Below are 20449 nucleotides of genomic sequence, written 5' to 3' on the forward strand. Positions count from 1 at the left end.
ATTTGAATAAATGAAAAGAGGCTGTTTCAAAAACAGCCTCTTTTTTTATACATGCAATTTACTCTTTCGATAACTGTAACTGAAATAAATTAAGAATCCAGCAATACACCAATATAAGAATCGCTCCCAATTGGTGGCTCCCATTTGAGTCATCAAATATAAATTCACCAATAAACCTAACACAGGAATCAATGATAGATTGATGGTAAAGCTAAAATAGGCTAATACTAACCAAATAATAAAGAATCCCGATAGCAAAAAATGATCAACACGAGCATCGCCAATCCAATGCGCGTTCCAATAATTCGACCAAGAAGCGGCATCAGGTAAATAGAAATAGACGCCAATCACAAAACACAAACCTACCCAATATTTGGCATTGATATAAGGAATCTTAAACTTGGATTTCTTTTGATTTTCAGGATCTAAATCCAAAATTAATACACCGCCACAAACCAATACAAAGGCAAACAAGGTACCTATACTGCTCAAATTGATCACCTCTTCCAAATTGGCAAATAAAGCAGGAATACCCACTAAAACACCCGTCATAATAGTAGAAAATGAAGGCGTTCTGTATTTGGGATGTATATTAGAGAAAGCCTTCGGTAAAAGTCCATCGCGTGACATTGTCATCCAAATACGAGGCTGTCCCAACTGATACACCAATAAGGCACTGGTTAAGGCGATAACGGCACTGGCTGCTACGACACCAGCTACACCGTGTAAACCCACTTGTGTGAACATATATGCCAATGGATCTTCAATACCAGCTAATGATTCAGATGGTACAATACCCGTTAATACTAGCGTTACTAAGACGTATAATACGGTACAAATAAGTAAAGCCCACATCATGGCTTTCGGGATATCGCGCTGCGGATTGGTACATTCTTCCGCGGTAGTGGAAATGGAATCAAAACCAATGTAGGCAAAACAAACGGCTGCCACACTTTTTAACACACCGCTGATGCCATTGGGGGCGAATGGAGACCAGTTGTCTACTTGCACATAAAAAGCACCCACACCTACCACAATGACAATCACCAAAAGTTTAAGAATCACCAAAATATTATTCATATTCTTGGTTTCTCTGATGCCGATATAGACTAAATAGGTAATCGCTGCAGTAATTAATAAAGCAGGAATATTGGCTACAAAATGCCATCCAAATAGCAATGGAGCAGTTGAATAAGCTGCATATCCTTCTCGGACATTGACAGATAATGATTCCAATAATTGTCCTTGTGACATCGCTACTTGTGCTTCAGCATAAGCTCTTTTAGCTGATAAAAAATCCATAGTGAGGTAATCAGGAATATGAAAACCAAGACCTTCGACTAAATCAACAAAATATTTTGACCAGGAAATAGCCACAGCTACATTGGAAATGGCATATTCCAACAAGAGGTTCCAACCTAAAATCCAAGCAACAATTTCACCAAGGCTGGTATAGGCATAGGTATAAGCACTTCCGCTAATCGGAACCGTAGCGGCAAAACGAGCATAACAGAAGGCCGTAAACATACAAGCTACAGCAGTAAATACAAATAATAGGGATACCGCAGGGCCACCATTGGCAGAGGCTTGACCTATGGCAGAAAAGATACTAGCCCCAATGATAGCAGCTACGCCTAAAAAGGTAAGGTCTCGAACTCCTAAATTCCGAACCATGAATCCACCTTCCAGCTTTTCCATTTCGATTTGATCAGAAACTATTTTATCAATGGACTTTTTGCGAAAAAAGGATGAATTCATGCAATTGGATTAGTTGATGTGATGGTAAGATTAACAAAAATACATCTTTCCCGAATAAATTCTAATTTGAACGATTTACTTACCTTTGTAACAAAGGAACAATATGTCGGTAGCGGTAGTCATTTTAAATTTTAATGGAAAACATTTTTTAGAGAAATTTTTACCTTCAGTTGTAACAAGCTCTCCGAAGGATTCTGTGTATATCGCGGATAATGGATCCTCTGATGACTCCAATGAATACATTAAAAAACATTTTCCAGAAGTACATCTTTTGATTGGCGAAGGCAATTTGGGTTATGCCGGAGGATATAATTGGGCATTACGATCCATCAAAGCAGATTACTATGTATTAATGAATTCGGACATTGAACCCAGTGAAAATTGGTTGAATCCACTAGTGGAATACATGGATAGAAATCCACAAGTAGCAGCAGTCCAACCCTTCATACTGGATTATCAAAACCCAGACCAATTTGAATATGCAGGTGCTGCTGGAGGCTATTGGGATAATTTAGGCTTTCCATTTTGTCGAGGTAGGATCTTTGATTCAATTGAAAAAAATGAAGGACAATATGGTACGAGCATCGTACAATGGGCAACAGGAGCATGCTTATTGGTAAGATCTGATATATACTGGCTTGTGGGAGGATTAGATGAGTATTTTTTTGCTCACATGGAAGAAATTGACCTTTGTTGGAGATTCCAGCGAGCTGGATATCAAGTAGCTGCTGTGGCAGAAAGCACGGTCAAGCATGTTGGAGGAGGTACTTTAGATAAAGGAAATCCATTTAAGACCTATTTGAATTTCAGAAACAATTTAATTCTATTATACAAAAACCTGTCGGGTAGAAAAAAATGGTTTACCCTATTATTACGAATGGAAGCTGATGGATTAGCGGGCATTCGATTTTTGTTAACTGGAGAATTTTCATTACTATGGGCTATCCTAAAAGCCCACTTTTCATTTTACAGCTATGTATTAGGCCATCACCCCAAGCAAAACTTAGCGCATTCTTTAGTTAAAAATACCAACACGATGAGGTATTCCAAATCCATCGTATGGGCATATTTCGTACAAAAAAAGAAAAAATTTAGCGACTTACAATTTTAGAATTCCCAAACAGTTGGATTATTTCTTTGGCGTAAATACCGACGGATATTCATCCAAAATGCTAAAATCAAATAAATGATGATGGGAGATCCCATCGTGATGAAAGTGGTATAAATAAAATACAATCGTATGCTGGAGGTAGAAATTTTAAACTTCTCTCCTAATCTAGTACAAACTCCAAAAGCTTGATTTTCAACGAAATACTTTACTTTTTCCATGTAGCTAAAATTATTGCCTACAAAAATATTAATTAATTACCCGATTCAAGATACAAAATGCGAATAATTCAAATTATTATACAAATATTACAATAATAAAATAAAATATTTGATATTTTGTAATATTTAATTTGAATTTGCTTGCATGCAATTGAATTTTATATACATTTGGACACTTAAAAGTTTTAATTCAGCAAAATTATCGACTTCATCCCTCCTAGTATCTCCCCGGTTTACACTCCAATTGATTCTACAAGTTTGTCCCAGTCAAAATTCTTGCGTCTAAAATTCTTTAAGATTTAATTTTTTAACATTAATTTTTTATGCAAACTGGTAAAGTAAAATTTTTCAACGAGACGAAAGGTTTCGGATTCATCGTTGACGATCAAACAGGTGAAGACATTTTTGTACACGTAACTGGCTTAGCTGGTGTTACGATTCGCGAAAATGACAGCGTTTCCTACGAAGTAACTGACGGAAAGCGTGGAGCTAACGCGATCAATGTAAAGAAAATCTAATTTTCTTACATGTCCTTGATTAGAGCAAATCAGTATTTTCCAATATATTAGGTTATCCTATTAAAATTGCAACATTGATCTCTAATAAAGAGAAAAGAAAAAGCCATCCCTCGGGATGGCTTTTTTGATTTCAATCATATTATCGATTAAGATTCTATCCATGCAATAACTTCATCTTTGCTCGGCATGGCAGCTTCTATCTTTAATTTTTTACGCATCCCTCCTAAATCATTAAATACTTTATTGGGATTAGCGGCTTTCAAAGCCTCGAGTGTTAAGATTCCCATTTTTTGTAAAGCAGGAATCCAATGTTCGGCTACACCTGCCTGAACAAAATCAGCGTCAGAAGATACTTCCTTCAATACTTCTGGTCTCATTTGTGGAAAGAATAATACTTCTTGAATGGAGGCTTGGTTTGTCATCAACATCGTTAAACGGTCAATACCAATTCCGATACCAGAAGTTGGCGGCATGGCATATTCCAATGAACGAATGAAATCGTGATCCATAACCATGGCCTCATCATCCCCTTTTTCGGCCAAACGCAACTGATCTTCAAATCTTTCTTTTTGATCAATCGGATCATTTAATTCCGAATAGGCATTGGCAATCTCCTTACCATTCACAAATAGCTCAAATCGCTCTACCAAACCTTCTTTTGATCTATGCTTTTTAGTCAGCGGTGACATCTCAACAGGATAATCGATAATAAAAGTTGGTTGGATTAAATTTGCTTCCACTTTCTCACCAAAAAGCTCGTCGATCAATTTGCCTTTGCCCATCTGCTCATCCACTTCCATACCAAATTCTAGACATTTAGCCCGTAAAGCATCCTCAGATAAAGCATCCACATCAACACCTGAATATTTAAGTATGGCTTCTGAAATGGATAATTTAGGATATGGTCCAGCAAATTCAATGGCATTTTCTCCTATCATCACAAGGGTTTGATGATGTAAAGTTTGAGCTACCTTTTCAAAGATTTTCTCTGTCAAGTCCATCATCCAGTGATAATCTTTATATGCTACATAAAACTCTAATGAGGTAAATTCAGGATTATGGGTTCGATCCATTCCTTCATTTCTAAACATTTTACCAAATTCATAAACGCCATCAAATCCACCTACAATTAATCGTTTCAAATACAACTCATTCGCAATTCGCAAATAAAGTGGCATGTCCAAGGTATTATGATGCGTTTTAAAGGGTCTAGCCGAGGCACCACCATGAATAGCTTGTAATACAGGGGTTTCCACTTCCAACCAACCACGCTCATCAAACATGGATCTCATGGTAGAGATGATTTTAGCACGCTTGATGAAAATATCTTTAACAGAAGGGTTTACGATTAAATCGACATATCGCTGGCGATAACGCATCTCTGGATCAGAGAATGCATCGTAAGTCTGCCCTTCAGCTTCCTTCACGACAGGCAGTGGTTTTAATGCTTTGGACAAAAGGGTGAATTCACGCACATGGACGGAAATTTCTCCCATTTGAGTCGTAAAAACATATCCTTTTACCCCAATGATATCACCAATGTCTAAAAGCTTTTTGAATACAATATTATATAGTGTTTTGTTTTCTCCTGGACATAAATCATCCCTTCTGAAATACAATTGGATTCGACCACTGGCGTCTTGCAATTCTGCGAATGAGGCATTTCCCATGATGCGAAAACCCATCAAACGACCAGCCAAGGTTACATCCTGAAAATTGGCTTCCTCAGCGGAATAAGTAGACAAAATATCCTTGGCATATACAGAAACGGGATAGGCTTCTGCGGGATAGGGATCAATGCCTAAAGCCATTAAATCCAATCTTTTTTGTCTTCTTAGTTGTTCTTGCTCACTTAAAACCATGGGGTATTTGCTAATTTCTAAAATGAATTGCAAAATTAACCAATTATAGGCCGATTAAAAAATGGACATCTATTTCATGTAAAATTTACTGCAGAATATTAATAAATTAAATCAGACAAATAGGTTCAATTCTATCGATTTTACTTGGACATTTTACATAAAATCGCATCAAATCTAGCTTTAACAATGGTTGATTTGTCAGTTTTTGGCACATGCTTCAAATTTGATAATCTGCCAATTCTTAAATCTTGTTAATAAAATAACGAGTTCAGAACATTGGCACACATTTTGCGTTAATTTAGCAAAACTAAAATCTAACGCATTTTTAATATTATGGAAATCAAAAACCACCTTAAAACGTATGTGATTATCGCCTTACTTTCTAGCGGAATCACCCTTGGCGCCTATTCCTTATTAAATTTAGGTTCCTCGCACACCCTAGGTGATGCACCTTCTGCATTTACAAGTTCTGTTTCCAACCAACAAAATGTCCCCGGAAATCCTGGAGAATTCACCTTTGCAGCTGAAAAAACTACACCAGCTGTGGTACACATTAAAACTAAAATGACAGCTAGACAGAGTCGTCAGTCATCCAGTCCATTTGATGATTTTTTTGGTTTTGGAGACCCTTTTGGCGGCCGACGTCAACAAGCTCCACAAACACAAGAAGCCTCGGGATCAGGGGTAATTATTAGCTCGGACGGATATATTGTCACAAACAATCACGTGGTTCAAGAAGCCGAAGAAGTGAGCGTTATCTTAAATGATAAGCGAGAATTTAAAGCTAAAGTAATATCAACGGATCCATCATCTGACTTAGCTGTAATTCAAATCAAAGCTGAAAATTTACCATTCTTGAGTTTCGGTGATTCAGACGCACTTCGGGTGGGAGAATGGGTGTTGGCAGTTGGAAATCCATTTAATTTAGAATCAACGGTTACTGCGGGAATAGTTTCAGCTAAGGGCCGTCAAAACATCATTGATCGTGATGGAGATACTAACCCTTTGGAATCCTTCATTCAAACCGATGCCGCTGTCAATCCAGGTAATTCAGGTGGGGCCTTGGTTAATCTTAAAGGAGAGTTAATTGGTATCAATACGGCTATCTATTCTAGAACAGGTCAATTCGCTGGTTATTCTTTTGCCGTTCCGGTTAGTATTGTGAAGAAAGTATCATCTGATTTAATCAAATACGGAAATGTGCAACGCGGTTTCTTGGGGGTAAGTATCACGGAGGTAAATGCCAAATTGGCAGAAGAAAAAGACCTAAAATCCAAAGATGGGGTTTATGTGGGTGGCTTCTCTGAAAATTCGGCAGCCAAAGATGCAGGTATTAAAATAAATGACGTCATCACTAAAATCGATGGAACTGATACCAAATCATCTTCTAAATTAATGGAGATTGTCGGTAGAAAGCGTCCAGGTGAAAGTATTTTGGTCACAGTGAACCGTGATGGTCAAACCAAAGAGTTTAAAGTGACATTAAAAAATAAAGATGGTAATACCTCCATTGTGAAGGGTGATGCAGGCGAATCGACTAAATCTGAATTTTTAGGCGCTAAATTTGGTAGCCTAAGCAGCGCTGATAAAGAAAAATTCAAAGTAAGTAATGGTGTAAAGGTTATAGAGGTATCAGCTGATGGCCGACTAGAGATGTATGGTTTATCGAAAGGATCGATTATTACTAAGATCAACGATAAAGCCGTTAGTGATCCTAAAGAAGCTGTTCAGTTATTGGAAGCACGTAAAGGACGGATTAAACTTGAAGGAGTGGATGTGGACGGTTCTCGTTTCATCTATGTATTATAAATAGATTGATATTTTGAGGTTTTGACATATTAAAAATCCCCCGAAAATCGGGGGATTTTTTTGTTTTTGAACGCTAATTTCCTAACGCTGGCAAGGTTCCAAACCTTGACAGCGTTGAGCGTTCATAACGTTTTTGGAAATAAATATGTTGTCCAAGAAACTGATATTGTAAACAAAGTTGAACTCTGGATACAAAAAAAAGAGCCAAACATCCGCTAGGCTCTTTTAACTTTTATATTACTAGAATTACTTTTTATAAGTAACTGTTTTTACTGCTTGAATTGTGCGCTCAATACTTGGCAAAATTTCTTCAATCAAAGTAGGAGCATAAGGTAAAGGCAAATCCTTCGAATTTACGCGCACTACTGGAGCATCGAGGTAATCAAATGCCCAACGTTGTAAATGATAGGTAATTTCAGACGAAATAGCCGATAATGGATTTGCTTCTTCAACCACAACACAACGGTTCGTTTTCTTAACGGATTCTACCACTGTAATATAATCAATAGGACGTACACTACGCAAGTCAATAACTTCCGCATTAATCCCCATTTTAGTCAATTCTTCCACTGCTGGCATTACCACGCGAGAAAGCATTTTACCAAAGGTTACAATGGTTACATCCTTTCCTTCTTTCACAATATTGGCTTTACCAATTGGAATTAAAAATTCTCCATCGGGCACCATGCCTTTATCTCCATACATTAGTTCTGATTCCATGAAAATAACAGGATCATTATCACGTATAGATGCCTTTAATAATCCTTTGGCATCGGCGGGATTCGAAGGAACAACCACTTTCAAACCTGGAGTATTGGCATACCAGTTTTCAAAGTTAGATGAGTGCTGAGATGATAATTGACCCGCATTTCCTGTAGGGCCGCGGAAAACAATTGGGCAAGAATATTGACCACCAGACATCGACATCATTTTAGAGGCCGAATTGATAATTTGATCAATGGCTACTAAGGAGAAGTTGAAAGTCATAAATTCGACAATCGGACGTAAACCATTAGCGGCAGCACCTACTCCAATACCTCCAAAACCTAACTCTGCAATTGGAGTATCAATTACCCGGTCTGGACCAAACTCATCCAACATCCCTTGGGAAACTTTGTATGCTCCATTGTATTCGGCAACTTCTTCACCCATTAAAAAAACGGATGCATCACGTCGCATCTCTTCTTGCATTGCCTCACGCAAGGCTTCTCTGAATTGAATCTCTCTCATAAAATGTTAAGGTGTATGAAAAAACATAACCGCGCAAAATTAGGTAAGAAAAAGCATACCACAAAACCAAAATTAGGTTCTCAAATTGCCCATTTTGAGAAATTCGTGGTATTTTTAAACTTTAATACCAATTTTACATCTCATGTCCATACAAATAGCTTCGATTTCCACTTCATTACCTGCATTTCTCGACTCTAAAAACTATTCTAGGGTTATTGTATTAGTGGATGAGCTAACGCAAAAACATTGTTTATCCAAGATTGAAAATATTCTTCCTAAAAATTACATTAAAGTTGTTATCAAATCGGGTGAAACAAATAAAAACCTGACGACCTGTGTGAAAATATGGGAAGTTATGACTAAATCAAATTTGGATAGACATGCCTTGATGATCAATTTGGGGGGTGGTGTCATCGGAGATATGGGAGGTTTCTGTGCTTCCACCTATAAAAGAGGTATTGATTTTATACAAATACCCACTACTCTTCTGGCCCAAGTAGATGCTAGTGTCGGGGGGAAATTAGGTATTGATTTTCAAGGTTTCAAAAACCATTTGGGCGTATTTCAATTACCCAAAACGGTGTTGATTGACCCAACTTTCTTAGAAACATTGACAGAAAGAGAAAAAAGATCTGGTTTTGCTGAAATTATTAAACACTGTTTAATCCGTGATGCCGCTAAATGGTCTGAAATAAGTCAAATAGATTGGCAAGAAAACGATTTTGCTACTTTGGTCGCACATTCAGTTGCCATCAAAGAAGCCATTGTTACCGAAGATCCTAAAGAAGCTGGAATCCGTAAAATCCTGAATCTAGGACATACCTTAGGACATGCTGTCGAGACTTTTTTATTAAACCAAGGTAAAAGAAAAATCTTACACGGTGAAGCGGTAGCTGTAGGAATCATCACAGAAGCCTACCTTTCTTATGAGCGAGGTTTAATCAGCATAGTTGAATTAGAAGAAATTGAGGCATATCTATTTGCCACCTATGGAAAAGTACCATTGCAAGAAAGTGAAATTCCTGAAATTATCCGTTTGACCATGCAGGACAAAAAGAACCTTGGAAATGAGGTTCGTTTCTCATTATTAACAGGAATTGGTGATTGTGGGTATGATATTCCTGTTGGGAAATCAGAAATGAAAAAAGCACTCCAATATTATATTGGCTAATTACTCAATTACTTGTGGCACTTTAAAATAACTTTCATTGGTGTCTGGACCTAATTTCAACGCTTTTTGACGATCTAACATCGATTTGGCTTGATCTTCTCTAAAATGATTTAAAGCAGGAGTCATATGAACTAAGGGTTCAACTGATGATGTATCTACTGCATTCAATGCTTCCATCCAATCCAAGACTTTATTGATGGAATCCTGCATATCTTGAATTTTTTCCTCTTTTAGCTCCAGACGTGCCAAATGAGCAATTTTAATCACATCGTCCTTATTTACCTTCATCGTTCTTAGGATTTAACTTTTTATCATCTGGCATCTCTTTGTCCAAAAATGCATTTAATGCATCGCGATTCAAGGTCGACGTAATTTGTCCAAATGAATCAATATTCATCTCAAAGCCTGCCAAATCGGGATGTACCTTGGGAGCTTTCTCTTGGATTTTCTTAGATTTATCTTTCATATTTAAATGGTGGGAAACTTTTCTAAGGCCTTATTTAATCTTGCTAAAACTTGATCCTTTCCCCAAAGTTCCAAAGATATCATTAAATCTGGTCCTGCACCTTTTCCACTCATAGCTACGCGAAATAATTGCATCACTTTACCCATTTTGATACCCGCTTGATCCAAACATTCTTGGATGGTTTGTTTGATCTGATCTGCATGCCAATCATGACAAAGAGGTAAGGAGGCTACAATAATTTCCAAAGCTTGTTTGGTTTCTGCATTCCATTTCGAAGCCAACACCGACTCATCATAATTTTCAGGAAATCCAGAAAATTCTTGAACCATTTGCTCGAGCTGTTGCGGAAATGTAATACGGTCCAAAAACAAATGAACATAGGCTTCCCCTTTTTCCATCTCAATAGATGGTAAATAAGTAGCAGCTAGCTCTTTTGCATCATGTTGTTTCAAATATTGCTCATTGAACCATTGAGCCTTTTTAACATCGAATTTTGCCCCAGCTTTATTGATTCTTTCCAAAGAAAAGGCTTCTATTAAGTCTTCCAAAGAAAATAACTCTTGTTCTGTTCCTGGATTCCAGCCTAAAAAGGCTAAAAAATTCAATGTCGCTTCTGGCAAATATCCTTCTTGCTTAAAGCCTTTGGAAATAGCTCCTGTTTGAGGATCTTTCCATTCCAAAGGAAAGACAGGAAAACCACCTAAATCAGCATCTCGCTTAGAAAGTTTACCGTTTCCTTCTGGCTTAAGTAATAGAGGGAGGTGGGCAAAATGAGGGGGATTCCAGCCAAATGCTTGATATAATAAAATATGTAAAGGAGCAGATGGCAACCATTCTTCCCCACGAATCACATGGGTAATTTGCATAATATGATCATCCACGACGTTAGCAAGGTGGTATGTTGGCATTCCGTCTGACTTCATCAATACTTTATCATCAATGCTGGAAGTATGCACATGTACCCAATCTCGAATGATATCCTGAAATCGAATTTCACCTTTGGCAGGAACTTTCAATCTAATAACATAAGGTGTATCATTGGCCAACAATTGATCTACTTCTTCTTTAGAAAGCGCCAACGAATTTCTCAATTTAACTCTTGTAACCGCATTATATTGAAAGGCAGACCCTTGGCTTTCAAAAGTAGTCCGCATGGCATCCAGCTCCTCTGAAGTGTCAAAGGCATAATAAGCTTTACCTGATTGGATTAATTCATCGGCATAAGCTTTATACATCGTTTTTCTTTCACTTTGACGATAGGGCTCAAAAGGCCCACCAACACCTATTCCTTCGTCTGGCGAAATACCTAACCAAGCTAAACTTTCCAATATATAGGCTTCGGCACCTGGAACAAAACGCGCTTGATCAGTATCTTCAATACGTAAAATGAAAGTACCTCCCAATTTACGAGCTAATAAAAAATTATATAAGGCTGTTCGAACTCCACCAATGTGTAATGGTCCTGTAGGACTTGGGGCAAAACGAACACGTACTGAATGAGGCATATGAATTTATTTATGGGCAATACAAGAAATTTCTACACGAACATCTTTAGGTAACCGAGCTACCTCAACAGTCTCTCTTGCGGGTGGATTGACCGAAAAATACTGGGCATACACCTGATTAACCTGTGCAAAATGATTCATGTCTTTAACAAAAATGGTACACTTAACTACATCTTCGTAATCATAACCCGCCTCTTTCAAAATGTAGCCAAGGTTTTTCAATACTTGATGCGTTTCTTCTTCAATATCTCCTCCAGCTTCCATTACCGAAATGGCAATTTGACCTGAAACATATAAGGTTCCATGAATAGCCACCGCTTGTGAATAGGGGCCAATCGCAGCAGGAGCTGATTCCGATAAAATTATTTTTTTTGTCATACCTTTGAAAAAAGAAATGCAAGTTACCAAAAAAATAAGGATTAAAGAATCTGCGACGAGCTTTCTCCCTAAAATATGCTTTCCAAAATTCAACCATTCATCAGCAAAAACAAAGGAATTGGCTTCATGCTTTTATCTTCCTTGTGCTTTGCTATGATGTCGGCCATGGCCCAAAGGATGAGTAATTTTTTCCCTTCTGTTGAATTAGTTTTATTTCGGAATGCCGTTGGCCTACCCTTTTTAGTACTTAGCCTTTGGCAGAAACCAGCTGTACAGACGGGTGGAAAACTAGGGTTCCTAATATTCAGAGGCTTATTGGGTGCTTTTACTTTGTATTGTTTGTTTTACGCTTTGGAACATCTAGGATTGTCATTAACGAATACCTATGGACAAGCCTTTCCGCTTTTCATTGCCATATTTACCTTTATCTGGATACCAACAGAAAGCTTAAAAAGCAAACAAGTTTTGTTTCTTTTGATGGGCTTCATGGGGATATTATTGATTTTTCAACCATCGGTGAACAGTCCTTGGCAAAAACATTCAGTAGGTTTATTGTATGCTATGGGAACAGCTTTAGGCTATATGGCGATTAAAGAAGCGCAAAAATACTACGATTCTCGATGGGTGATATTTTCCTTCATGGCCGCAGGCTTTACGGCTTCTTGCATTTCTTTAGCCATTGGAACGTGGGGTAATTTACCTAACAGTTTTTGGTCGGGCAAATGGGTGAACCCTCAAGGAATACAATACCTAGAAATTCTGATCATGGGACTTTTAGCATTAGGCGTACAAAGTTTTACCACACAAGCTTTGAGATTTGAAAAAACGAGTATCGTGGGCGCTGTTGGAAATAGTGCCGTCTTGTTTTCTATATTAATAGAAATAATCTTAGGACATGGACTCCCAGATATGATCGTAATGATTGGAATGGCATTCGTACTTGTTGGAAGCTATCAGATTTCAAAAAAATAAACGAAAATGCTAAACCTCGCCAGCGTTTTAAACGCTGTCGAGGTTAACGAAAAAAGGCTAATAAATGATATCATTTACTAGCCTTTTAAGCTTTTATTATCAAGATATTGATTAAGCAGTAGCTGAATTCATTACTTCCGTTTGTTTACGGATAGATTCTAAGTGAACCAATTTGAACAATTCTTCTACAAACTCAGGATATAAACCTAAACCTTTTGCTTGATTAGCACGGTCGCCATGTAATTGCTTCCAACGATCCAATTGCAATACAGCTACGTTGTTATCACGCTTGTATTCACCTAGCTTCTCAACAACCGCCATACGAGCCGTTAATACTTCTAATAATTCACGATCGATATTGTCAATTTTCTCACGCAATGCAGCTAATTCATCGGAGAAATCAGCACCATAATTAGCTTTTCTAACTTCTAGTTCGCGCAACATCTCTCCTAGTTTCTCGGGAGTAACTTGTTGTGAAGCATCTGACCAAGCCGCATCTGGATCACGGTGAGTTTCGATGATCATACCATCGTAATTCAAATCCAAAATGCGCTGAGATAATTCCATCAATAATGCACGCTTACCAGCCATGTGAGATGGATCGCCAATGATTGGCATTTGTGGAAATAAACGCTTCAATTCAACAGCCATAGCCCACATTGGTGAATTACGGTATTTTGTTTCTTGAGCATTTGAAAAACCACGGTGAATAGCACCTAATTTCTTAATTCCTGAACCTTGTAAACGCTCAAATGCACCTACCCAAAGAGCTAAATCTGGGTTAACTGGATTTTTCACTAAAACTGGGATATCGACACCTTTCAAGGCATCAGCCAAATCTTGTACGTTAAACGGATTAACGGTAGTACGAGCACCAATCCACAAAACATCGACACCATACTTCAAAGCTAATTCGATATGCTCTGGAGTGGCTACTTCAATAGCTAATGGCAAACCTGTTTCTTTCTTTGCTTCCACCAACCACTTTAATGCTGGCTCTCCCATGCCTTCAAAGCTTCCTGGACGAGTACGAGGTTTCCAAACACCAGCACGCATGATGTGCGCATAGCCTTCCGCTTTAATACGACGGGCTGTCTCTAATACTTGATCCTCTGTTTCAGCAGAGCAAGGTCCCGCAATGATTAGCGGCTTGCCATCTGTCTGAATCCATTCTTGCATCGGCACTACTTCTAAATTGGCATTCATAAATTTGGATAGATTAAAAGAGCCTAAGCTCAAACTGTTTTAATATTAATATTCTTGTGTTACAGATTCGGTTAAATTTTATTCACTTATATTTGCAGGCAATTTAAAAAAAATGACCCACCAAACATCTTCGAAAAGTTGAAAAAGCTATCTTTTGAGGACACCCAAATCGCCTTTGCTTCTAAAAGCGATTTTCAACTTCGCAAGTCCTATTGGATATTTGCGATAATGAACCAAAATTGGCTTGTAAAGTTAGGGACTTTTTTCATCAAATTATTCCTTTTCTTGCATTTACCTGTTAAAAAAATAATAAAAACTACTCTTTTTGGCCAATTTTGCGGAGGAGAATCGATACAGGAATGCCAAACGACCATCCAAGAATTGGATAAAGCTCACATCGGTACAATCCTTGATTATTCGGTAGAAGGGGAAGAAAACGATAAATCTTTCCAATTAACTAAAAATGAAATCCTTAAAACCATCGTTCAGTCGCATGAAAGTAGCGCAATCCCCTATGCGGTTTTCAAAATGACTGGGATTTTCAATAGTGAGCTATTAGAAAAATATCAAACGGAAAAAGGTTTGACGGAAGAGGAAGAAATTGACTTCCTGAAAAGCAAGGATTATTTAATTGAAATTTGTCAAGAGGCCTACAATCAAGGGGTTAGACTATTTATTGATGCCGAGGAAAGCTGGATTCAAAATTCCATCGATGAATTGAGTTATGAAATGATGCAACGTTACAATCAAAAGACAGCCATTATTTTTAACACGTTCCAAATGTATCGCGTCGATATGTTGGAGAACTTGCATCATGCCATTCAAGTAGCTGTTGATCAATCCTATTTCTTAGGAGTAAAATTGGTTCGGGGTGCTTATTTGGAAAAAGAGCGTTTGAGAGCACATGAGGATGAATATTCAGAGCCCTTGCACAAAGAAAAAGATGCGACTGACCGTGATTTTAACTTAGGAATTCAAGCCTGTTTAGATCATTTGGAGCAAGTTCATTTCTGCGTAGGAACCCACAATGAGCAAAGTTGTCAATTACTTTGTCAATGGATGGAAGAAAAAGGTATACCCCAAAATCATACTCATATCTACTTTGCTCAATTATTGGGTATGTCAGATAATATATCTTATAATTTAGCGTCTTCAGGATATAACGTAGCCAAATATGTGCCTTATGGGCCTGTTTCTGCTGTTATGCCCTATTTATTCCGTCGAGCTGAGGAAAACAGCTCTATTGCAGGTCAAACTTCGAGAGAGTTTGCCCTTTTACAAAAAGAAGTGAGCCGAAGAAAAAAACTATGAAGTTGAAATATTACCGCTACTTTTTAGTCAGCATTGCCATTATATTGATTGATCAAGCCATTAAAATATCGGTTCATTATTTCATGGAACCTGGCTATTTTGGTCAAATTGAAATTTTAGGAAGCTATTTCAAATTGCATTATACCCTAAACCCGGGTATGGCATTTGGGATTCAGCTTGGCACGGTTTATGGCAAACTCATGCTAACAAGCTTTCGCATTGTTGCCATGTTTGGCATAGGGTATTATCTCTACAGTTTCACCAAGAAAAAAATGCATGCTGGTTTATTGGTCTGCATGGGATTGATATTAGGTGGGGCCATTGGCAATTTAATTGATTCCGTTTTCTATGGTGTTTGGTTTAATAATGCCCCTCTTAATGCTCCAATGACATGGTTTCACGGACAAGTTATCGACATGTTTTTCTTTGATATTTGGGAAGGAATTTTACCCAATTGGGTACCCATTTGGGGAGGTAGCTATTATTCTACACCCATCTTCAACTTTGCCGACGCATCTATTTTTTGTGGAGTGGTACTTTTTTTAGTATTTCAAAACAAGTTTTTGGAAAAACATGAAGCAGAAAAGGTTGATACAACTTCAAACCCTGAGTCATTGAATGCGCCAGAAGAAGAGGAAAATACATTACATATATAGCAGGTATTTGTTATATTGAAGGATGGAAACCTACACCCTTTTCTTTTTTCTAGCGTTATTAGCCGAAGTTATCGGAACTGTGAGTGGCTTTGGTTCATCCATTTTATTCGTGCCACTAGCTTCTTTGATTTTAGATTTCAAAATTGTGTTGGGCGTTACGGCAGTTTTTCATGTTTTTAGTAATACCTCTAAAATACTATTGTTCAGAAAAGGGATTGATAAAAACATCGTCCTAAAATTGGGTATCCCAGCGGTTCTATTTGTTGTTTTGGGTGCTTTATTAACCAATTACATCCCACAAAAAAAGATTGAACTAAGCATGAATATCATCATCTTGGCTTTATCCATTTATTTGATGACTGGCGCCCACAATCGAATTCAAAAGAACAATCAAAATTTGTATACAGGAGGGGCTATTTCTGGATTTTTAGCAGGCTTAATAGGCACAGGAGGAGCAATTCGTGGTATCACCTTAGCCGCCTTTCAACTAGAAAAAGATGTATTTATCGCAACCTCGGCAGTGATCGATTTTGGAGTTGATTTAAGTAGAGCAGTTGTGTATCTATCTCAAGGATATTTTCATCAAGAACATCTTATTTTAATTCCGTTTTTAATCATCATCAGCATAGTGGGTACATATTTAGGTAAAATTATTTTAACCAAAATTTCAGAAAAAGTATTTCATTACCTTGTTTTGTCTGTCATCATCATAACAACCGTCATTCAAACCATCCATTATTTTCAAGATTAAACGGGCTATTTCTCTGGCCTATTCGACATTTTTTTTGCGAAAAATGTGTTTCTAGCTGAATAATGACGAAATTGCATAAAATTAGGCAAGCTCTATTCCATCGATTGAACCAATTATCGGGTCTTTCCGTTTGAACTATCAGCGTAACATCATTTTCATCCACATGGCTAACACGAACCTCATTGGACTAGACAGTCAAAAATCAGAACAATTAGCTGCTAAATTGAACATTCTTTTAGCTGATTATCAAATACTTTATATCAATGCAAGGGGTTTTCACTGGAATATTTCAGGTGAAAAATTCTTTGAGCTACATTTAAAATTTGAAGAAATTTACAATGATGCTTTATTGAAAATAGATGAGATAGCTGAACGAATTTTGACTTTGGGCCATACCCCATTACATTCTTTCACCGACTATGTAGCTCATGCAAGTATCAAGGAAGTGAAACATATTTCCAATGGAAAAGAAGCTTTATCTCATATTTTAGAAGGTTTTCAAGCACTTATTGTTTTGGAAAGAGAATTATTGAATTTGGCTTCTGAGGCCCAAGATGAAGGCACTAATGCCCTGATGAGCGATTACATTCGTGAGCAAGAGAAATCAATTTGGATGTTTGCTGCATTTCTTAAAAAATAAACCGTCTACCTTTTTAGACAACGAGTTCCTTTTCGTCCGACCGGTGATCAAGAAATCAAAACAATCCGGTCGATAAACAAAAAGGCACTATGTCATTTGAAAATTTAAAGTTAATTGAGCCTATTCTGAAGGCTTTACAATCAGAAGGTTATACTACTCCCACTCCTATCCAAGCCAAAGCGATACCATTAGTTTTGGATAAAAAAGATTTACTAGGTTGTGCCCAGACTGGCACTGGTAAAACTGCTGCATTTGCCATTCCGATTATTCAATTATTGACAGAAGATAAGCATTTACCAGCGGGTAAAAGACTAATTAGAAGTCTTATTTTAACGCCTACTCGAGAATTGGCCATACAAATTGGTGAAAGTTTCGAGAGCTATGGTAGAAACACTAGTTTGCGCTATAAAGTGATATTTGGAGGAGTAAGTCAACACAGTCAGGTGGAATCATTACGTGCTGGGATAGATATTTTAGTAGCTACACCTGGTCGTTTATTGGATTTGATGAATCAAAAAATTATCAGTCTACAGCATATTCAGTTTTTTGTATTGGATGAAGCTGACCGTATGTTGGACATGGGCTTTGTGCATGATGTCAAGAAAGTTATTGCACGTTTACCTCAGAGAAGGCAATCCTTGTTCTTTTCTGCGACCATGCCTCCTGCTATTGTAGAATTGGCAAATACGATTTTGCATAATCCTTCCAAAGTAGAAGTTACTCCGGTATCATCTACCGCTAATACCATCAATCAAGTGGTATATTTTGTAGATAAGGACAATAAGCGCAAATTACTGATTGATATTTTAAAAGATAAGAATATAGAAAGAGCTTTAGTTTTTACTAGAACAAAACATGGAGCGGATCGAGTGGCTAAAGATTTAACCAAGGCAGGAGTGAATTCCCAAGCCATTCATGGGAATAAGTCGCAGAATGCAAGACAAACGGCCTTGAATAATTTCAAATCAAAATTGACCCGCGTGTTAGTAGCAACTGATATTGCTGCACGTGGCATTGATATTGATGAATTAACACACGTCATTAACTACGAGTTACCCAATATTCCTGAATCCTATGTTCACCGAATTGGTCGTACAGGAAGAGCTGGGGCAAGTGGCATAGCCATTGGTTTCTGTGAGGCAGAGGAAAAGGAATACTTAAGGGATATTCAAAAATTAATTGGGAAGCAAATCCCTGTGATTGAAGACCATCCTTATCCATTAATGAACCACACCATTACTAAGAAAGCAGCTAAGCCTCAGCGCCCACCTAGAGCAGCTGGAGCTTCCTCATCCCATAGGAATAGCGGTACTCCACGAACAGGGGCACCTGCAGGGGCTAATTCTTCTGTAGCTACAGGACCTAAACAGAATACTCCTTATACAGGTTGGAAGAAGAATAAATACCAAGGAGGTAAATCATAATTCTTGCTTGGAAATTGGGGATTAAAGATTTGTCAACTTTTAAAAAGTTGACAAATCTAAGTTGACAATTCATTGTTGATAAATCAAATTGAATTACCTAAGTTGACAAAGCCAAGTTGAAGTAATGAAGATAACTAATTAAAACATAAGCTTATTGATAAAAACAGCCTTGATCAGCGAAAATCAATTTCTTTATTAGAAATAAAAAAAGGGTGCAAGTTTGACTTGCACCCTTTTTTATCTTACAAATTTTCTTATTTCTTCGTAGCTGGAGTTGCTGTTTTGGTTGCTGGTGCAGTCGTTGCAGCAGCTGGAGTAGCAGTAACAGGCTTAGGAGTAATTCCCATTTTCTTCAACACTAAATCAGAGATGCTTGCTTCTGCTGGATAATGTAATAAAATAGGTGCCGTTCCCATACCTGCATCATAGTTGAATACATAGGTATAAGCATTTTCATTAGCAACAGCATGCATATTTTCTTCAATTTTCTTCAATAAAGGTTGTAGCAATTGAGCTTGCTTCTTTTGTAATGAAGACTGAGAATTTTGTTGAAACTCCTGAATAGATGTCTGTAAATTCTGTAATTCCTTCTCTCTATCTTGCTTGATGATATCAGCAGTGCTAGCAGGCAATTTCTCAAATACCGCTAATTTATCTTGAAAGTCTTTTACCTTTCCTTGGTACAAAGTTTCATATTGCTTTTGCGTATTTTTCAAATCTTCTTCCACTTGTTTAGCTTCAGGCATTTGACTTAATATGTAATCTGCATTGATAAATCCGATCTTAATCTGCGCCTTAAGAGGCATAACAGCCATTCCGAACACTAGGCCCATGGCCAACAAAAATTTGGTTTTCATACGTGAGTTTAATTGATTATTAATTTTCTTTTACTTGTTTAATTTATCTGTTGATTTATCGACCAAATTAGGATCTAACTCCAATCCCAATTCTTCCAATACATAATCAGAGTAGTCGTGAACTGGATTGGTATATATTAAAGCCAACCCATCATTTGCTTTATCGAATACAAAATCTAATCGTTTTTGGCGAACGACTTTTTCTACAGCTTTGGAGATTTCATCCAAAATTGGTTTCAAAGCAGCTTGTTTGTATTTAAATAATTCCCCATCTGTCCCGAATATCTTATTTTGAAAAGACCTTGCTTCATTGTCTTTTTGACGAATGACACTTAACCTTTGTTGACGTAAATCTTCAGTCAATAATAGTTCTTCTAATTTAAAGTCTCTTTCTAATTTAGCAACTTCCTCATTTTTAGTTGAAATTTCTTGAATCCATTGTTTGGTCATTTGATCAATTTTGCCTTGAACTTGTTTATACTCAGGCATTTTAGATGTAATGAATTCAGTATCAATGTATCCGAATTTCTGGGCAAAAGACCTTTGTCCTAGCACCGTAAGCATCAAAATTAAGAAAAAAATCGACTTTTTCATTGTATGCTGCTA

At 37.4% G+C, this 20449-nt stretch carries 21 protein-coding genes; 10 read left to right on the forward strand and 11 right to left on the reverse strand.

The window, feature by feature from the left end; all coding sequences use genetic code 11:
- Positions 1-45 precede the first annotated feature (45 nt).
- Positions 46-1758: an amino acid permease gene (locus G9H65_RS10795; protein ID WP_166375356.1), complete on the reverse strand. Its 1713-nt coding sequence runs from the start codon at positions 1756-1758 to the stop codon at positions 46-48.
- Between the two features lie 103 nt (positions 1759-1861).
- Between G9H65_RS10795 and G9H65_RS10800 the strand changes: the two genes are divergently transcribed.
- Positions 1862-2869, forward strand: a complete 1008-nt coding sequence (locus G9H65_RS10800; protein WP_166375357.1) for a glycosyltransferase family 2 protein — start codon at positions 1862-1864, stop codon at positions 2867-2869.
- On the opposite strand, the gene G9H65_RS10805 is transcribed toward G9H65_RS10800, so the two are convergent.
- Complete coding sequence (locus G9H65_RS10805; RefSeq protein ID WP_166375358.1) at positions 2866-3087, reverse strand: PspC domain-containing protein; 222 nt, start codon at positions 3085-3087, stop codon at positions 2866-2868. The two genes, G9H65_RS10800 and G9H65_RS10805, sit on opposite strands and share 4 nt — an antisense overlap.
- Positions 3088-3410: 323 nt before the next feature.
- On the opposite strand from G9H65_RS10805, the gene G9H65_RS10810 reads away from it, so the two are divergent.
- Positions 3411-3605: a cold-shock protein gene (locus tag G9H65_RS10810; protein WP_109322468.1), complete on the forward strand. Its 195-nt coding sequence runs from the start codon at positions 3411-3413 to the stop codon at positions 3603-3605.
- A gap of 146 nt (positions 3606-3751) precedes the next feature.
- Here G9H65_RS10810 and lysS read toward each other — a convergent pair whose 3' ends face one another.
- A complete protein-coding gene (gene lysS / locus G9H65_RS10815) occupies positions 3752-5467 on the reverse strand; it encodes a lysine--tRNA ligase (RefSeq protein WP_166375449.1) in 1716 nt (571 codons plus the stop codon).
- 333 nt (positions 5468-5800) lie between these two features.
- Here lysS and G9H65_RS10820 point away from each other — a divergent pair, with 333 nt between their 5' ends.
- Positions 5801-7276: a Do family serine endopeptidase gene (locus tag G9H65_RS10820; protein ID WP_205753298.1), complete on the forward strand. Its 1476-nt coding sequence runs from the start codon at positions 5801-5803 to the stop codon at positions 7274-7276.
- A 246-nt stretch (positions 7277-7522) separates the two neighbouring features.
- Here the strand turns inward: G9H65_RS10820 and G9H65_RS10825 are convergent, their stop codons facing one another.
- Complete coding sequence (locus G9H65_RS10825) at positions 7523-8506, reverse strand: pyruvate dehydrogenase complex E1 component subunit beta (protein ID WP_166375359.1); 984 nt, start codon at positions 8504-8506, stop codon at positions 7523-7525.
- A 142-nt stretch (positions 8507-8648) separates the two neighbouring features.
- Between G9H65_RS10825 and aroB the strand changes: the two genes are divergently transcribed.
- Positions 8649-9677 carry a 3-dehydroquinate synthase gene (gene aroB, locus G9H65_RS10830; RefSeq protein ID WP_166375360.1) on the forward strand — a complete coding sequence of 343 codons (1029 nt, stop codon included), beginning with the start codon at positions 8649-8651 and terminating at the stop codon, positions 9675-9677.
- On the opposite strand, the gene gatC is transcribed toward aroB, so the two are convergent.
- The 4 genes from gatC to G9H65_RS10850 are packed head-to-tail and all read right to left on the reverse strand — an operon-like array spanning position 9678 to position 12026.
- Positions 9678-9965 carry an Asp-tRNA(Asn)/Glu-tRNA(Gln) amidotransferase subunit GatC gene (gatC, locus tag G9H65_RS10835; RefSeq protein WP_166375361.1) on the reverse strand — a complete coding sequence of 96 codons (288 nt, stop codon included), beginning with the start codon at positions 9963-9965 and terminating at the stop codon, positions 9678-9680.
- On the reverse strand, positions 9952-10143 hold the full coding sequence (locus G9H65_RS10840) for a hypothetical protein (RefSeq protein ID WP_166375362.1): 192 nt from the start codon (positions 10141-10143) through the stop codon (positions 9952-9954). The genes gatC and G9H65_RS10840 overlap by 14 nt, the downstream gene beginning before the upstream one ends.
- 2 nt (positions 10144-10145) lie before the next feature.
- A complete protein-coding gene (gene gltX, locus G9H65_RS10845) occupies positions 10146-11648 on the reverse strand; it encodes a glutamate--tRNA ligase (protein WP_166375363.1) in 1503 nt (500 codons plus the stop codon).
- 6 nt (positions 11649-11654) lie between these two features.
- On the reverse strand, positions 11655-12026 hold the full coding sequence (locus tag G9H65_RS10850) for a RidA family protein (RefSeq protein WP_166375364.1): 372 nt from the start codon (positions 12024-12026) through the stop codon (positions 11655-11657).
- Positions 12027-12101: 75 nt separating this feature from the next.
- Between G9H65_RS10850 and G9H65_RS10855 the strand changes: the two genes are divergently transcribed.
- Positions 12102-12998 (forward strand): DMT family transporter, encoded by an 897-nt coding sequence (locus tag G9H65_RS10855; RefSeq protein ID WP_166375365.1) that lies wholly within the window; start codon positions 12102-12104, stop codon positions 12996-12998.
- 111 nt (positions 12999-13109) lie between these two features.
- Here the strand turns inward: G9H65_RS10855 and G9H65_RS10860 are convergent, their stop codons facing one another.
- Positions 13110-14204: a chorismate mutase gene (locus tag G9H65_RS10860; protein ID WP_109322460.1), complete on the reverse strand. Its 1095-nt coding sequence runs from the start codon at positions 14202-14204 to the stop codon at positions 13110-13112.
- 138 nt (positions 14205-14342) lie between these two features.
- Here G9H65_RS10860 and G9H65_RS10865 point away from each other — a divergent pair, with 138 nt between their 5' ends.
- The 5 genes from G9H65_RS10865 to G9H65_RS10885 all read left to right on the forward strand — a co-directional run bounded on the left by G9H65_RS10865 (position 14343) and on the right by G9H65_RS10885 (position 18986).
- On the forward strand, positions 14343-15515 hold the full coding sequence (locus G9H65_RS10865; RefSeq protein ID WP_235927499.1) for a proline dehydrogenase family protein: 1173 nt from the start codon (positions 14343-14345) through the stop codon (positions 15513-15515).
- Between the two features lie 2 nt (positions 15516-15517).
- Positions 15518-16171 (forward strand): lipoprotein signal peptidase, encoded by a 654-nt coding sequence (locus tag G9H65_RS10870; RefSeq protein ID WP_166375452.1) that lies wholly within the window; start codon positions 15518-15520, stop codon positions 16169-16171.
- A 22-nt stretch (positions 16172-16193) separates the two neighbouring features.
- Positions 16194-16922, forward strand: coding sequence for a sulfite exporter TauE/SafE family protein (locus tag G9H65_RS10875; RefSeq protein WP_166375366.1), 729 nt, complete (start codon positions 16194-16196; stop codon positions 16920-16922).
- Positions 16923-17085: 163 nt separating this feature from the next.
- On the forward strand, positions 17086-17562 hold the full coding sequence (locus G9H65_RS10880; RefSeq protein ID WP_166375367.1) for a Dps family protein: 477 nt from the start codon (positions 17086-17088) through the stop codon (positions 17560-17562).
- A gap of 89 nt (positions 17563-17651) precedes the next feature.
- The gene (locus tag G9H65_RS10885) at positions 17652-18986 is read left to right on the forward strand and encodes a DEAD/DEAH box helicase (protein WP_166375368.1); all 1335 of its coding nucleotides are present in this window, start codon (positions 17652-17654) and stop codon (positions 18984-18986) included.
- Positions 18987-19240: 254 nt separating this feature from the next.
- On the opposite strand, the gene G9H65_RS10890 is transcribed toward G9H65_RS10885, so the two are convergent.
- Positions 19241-19843, reverse strand: a complete 603-nt coding sequence (locus G9H65_RS10890) for an OmpH family outer membrane protein (RefSeq protein ID WP_166375369.1) — start codon at positions 19841-19843, stop codon at positions 19241-19243.
- A 30-nt stretch (positions 19844-19873) separates the two neighbouring features.
- Positions 19874-20437: an OmpH family outer membrane protein gene (locus G9H65_RS10895; protein WP_166375370.1), complete on the reverse strand. Its 564-nt coding sequence runs from the start codon at positions 20435-20437 to the stop codon at positions 19874-19876.
- Positions 20438-20449 lie beyond the last annotated feature (12 nt).

It is taken from the genome of Aquirufa ecclesiirivi, assembly GCF_011250515.1.
Classification (GTDB): domain Bacteria; phylum Bacteroidota; class Bacteroidia; order Cytophagales; family Spirosomataceae; genus Aquirufa; species Aquirufa ecclesiirivi.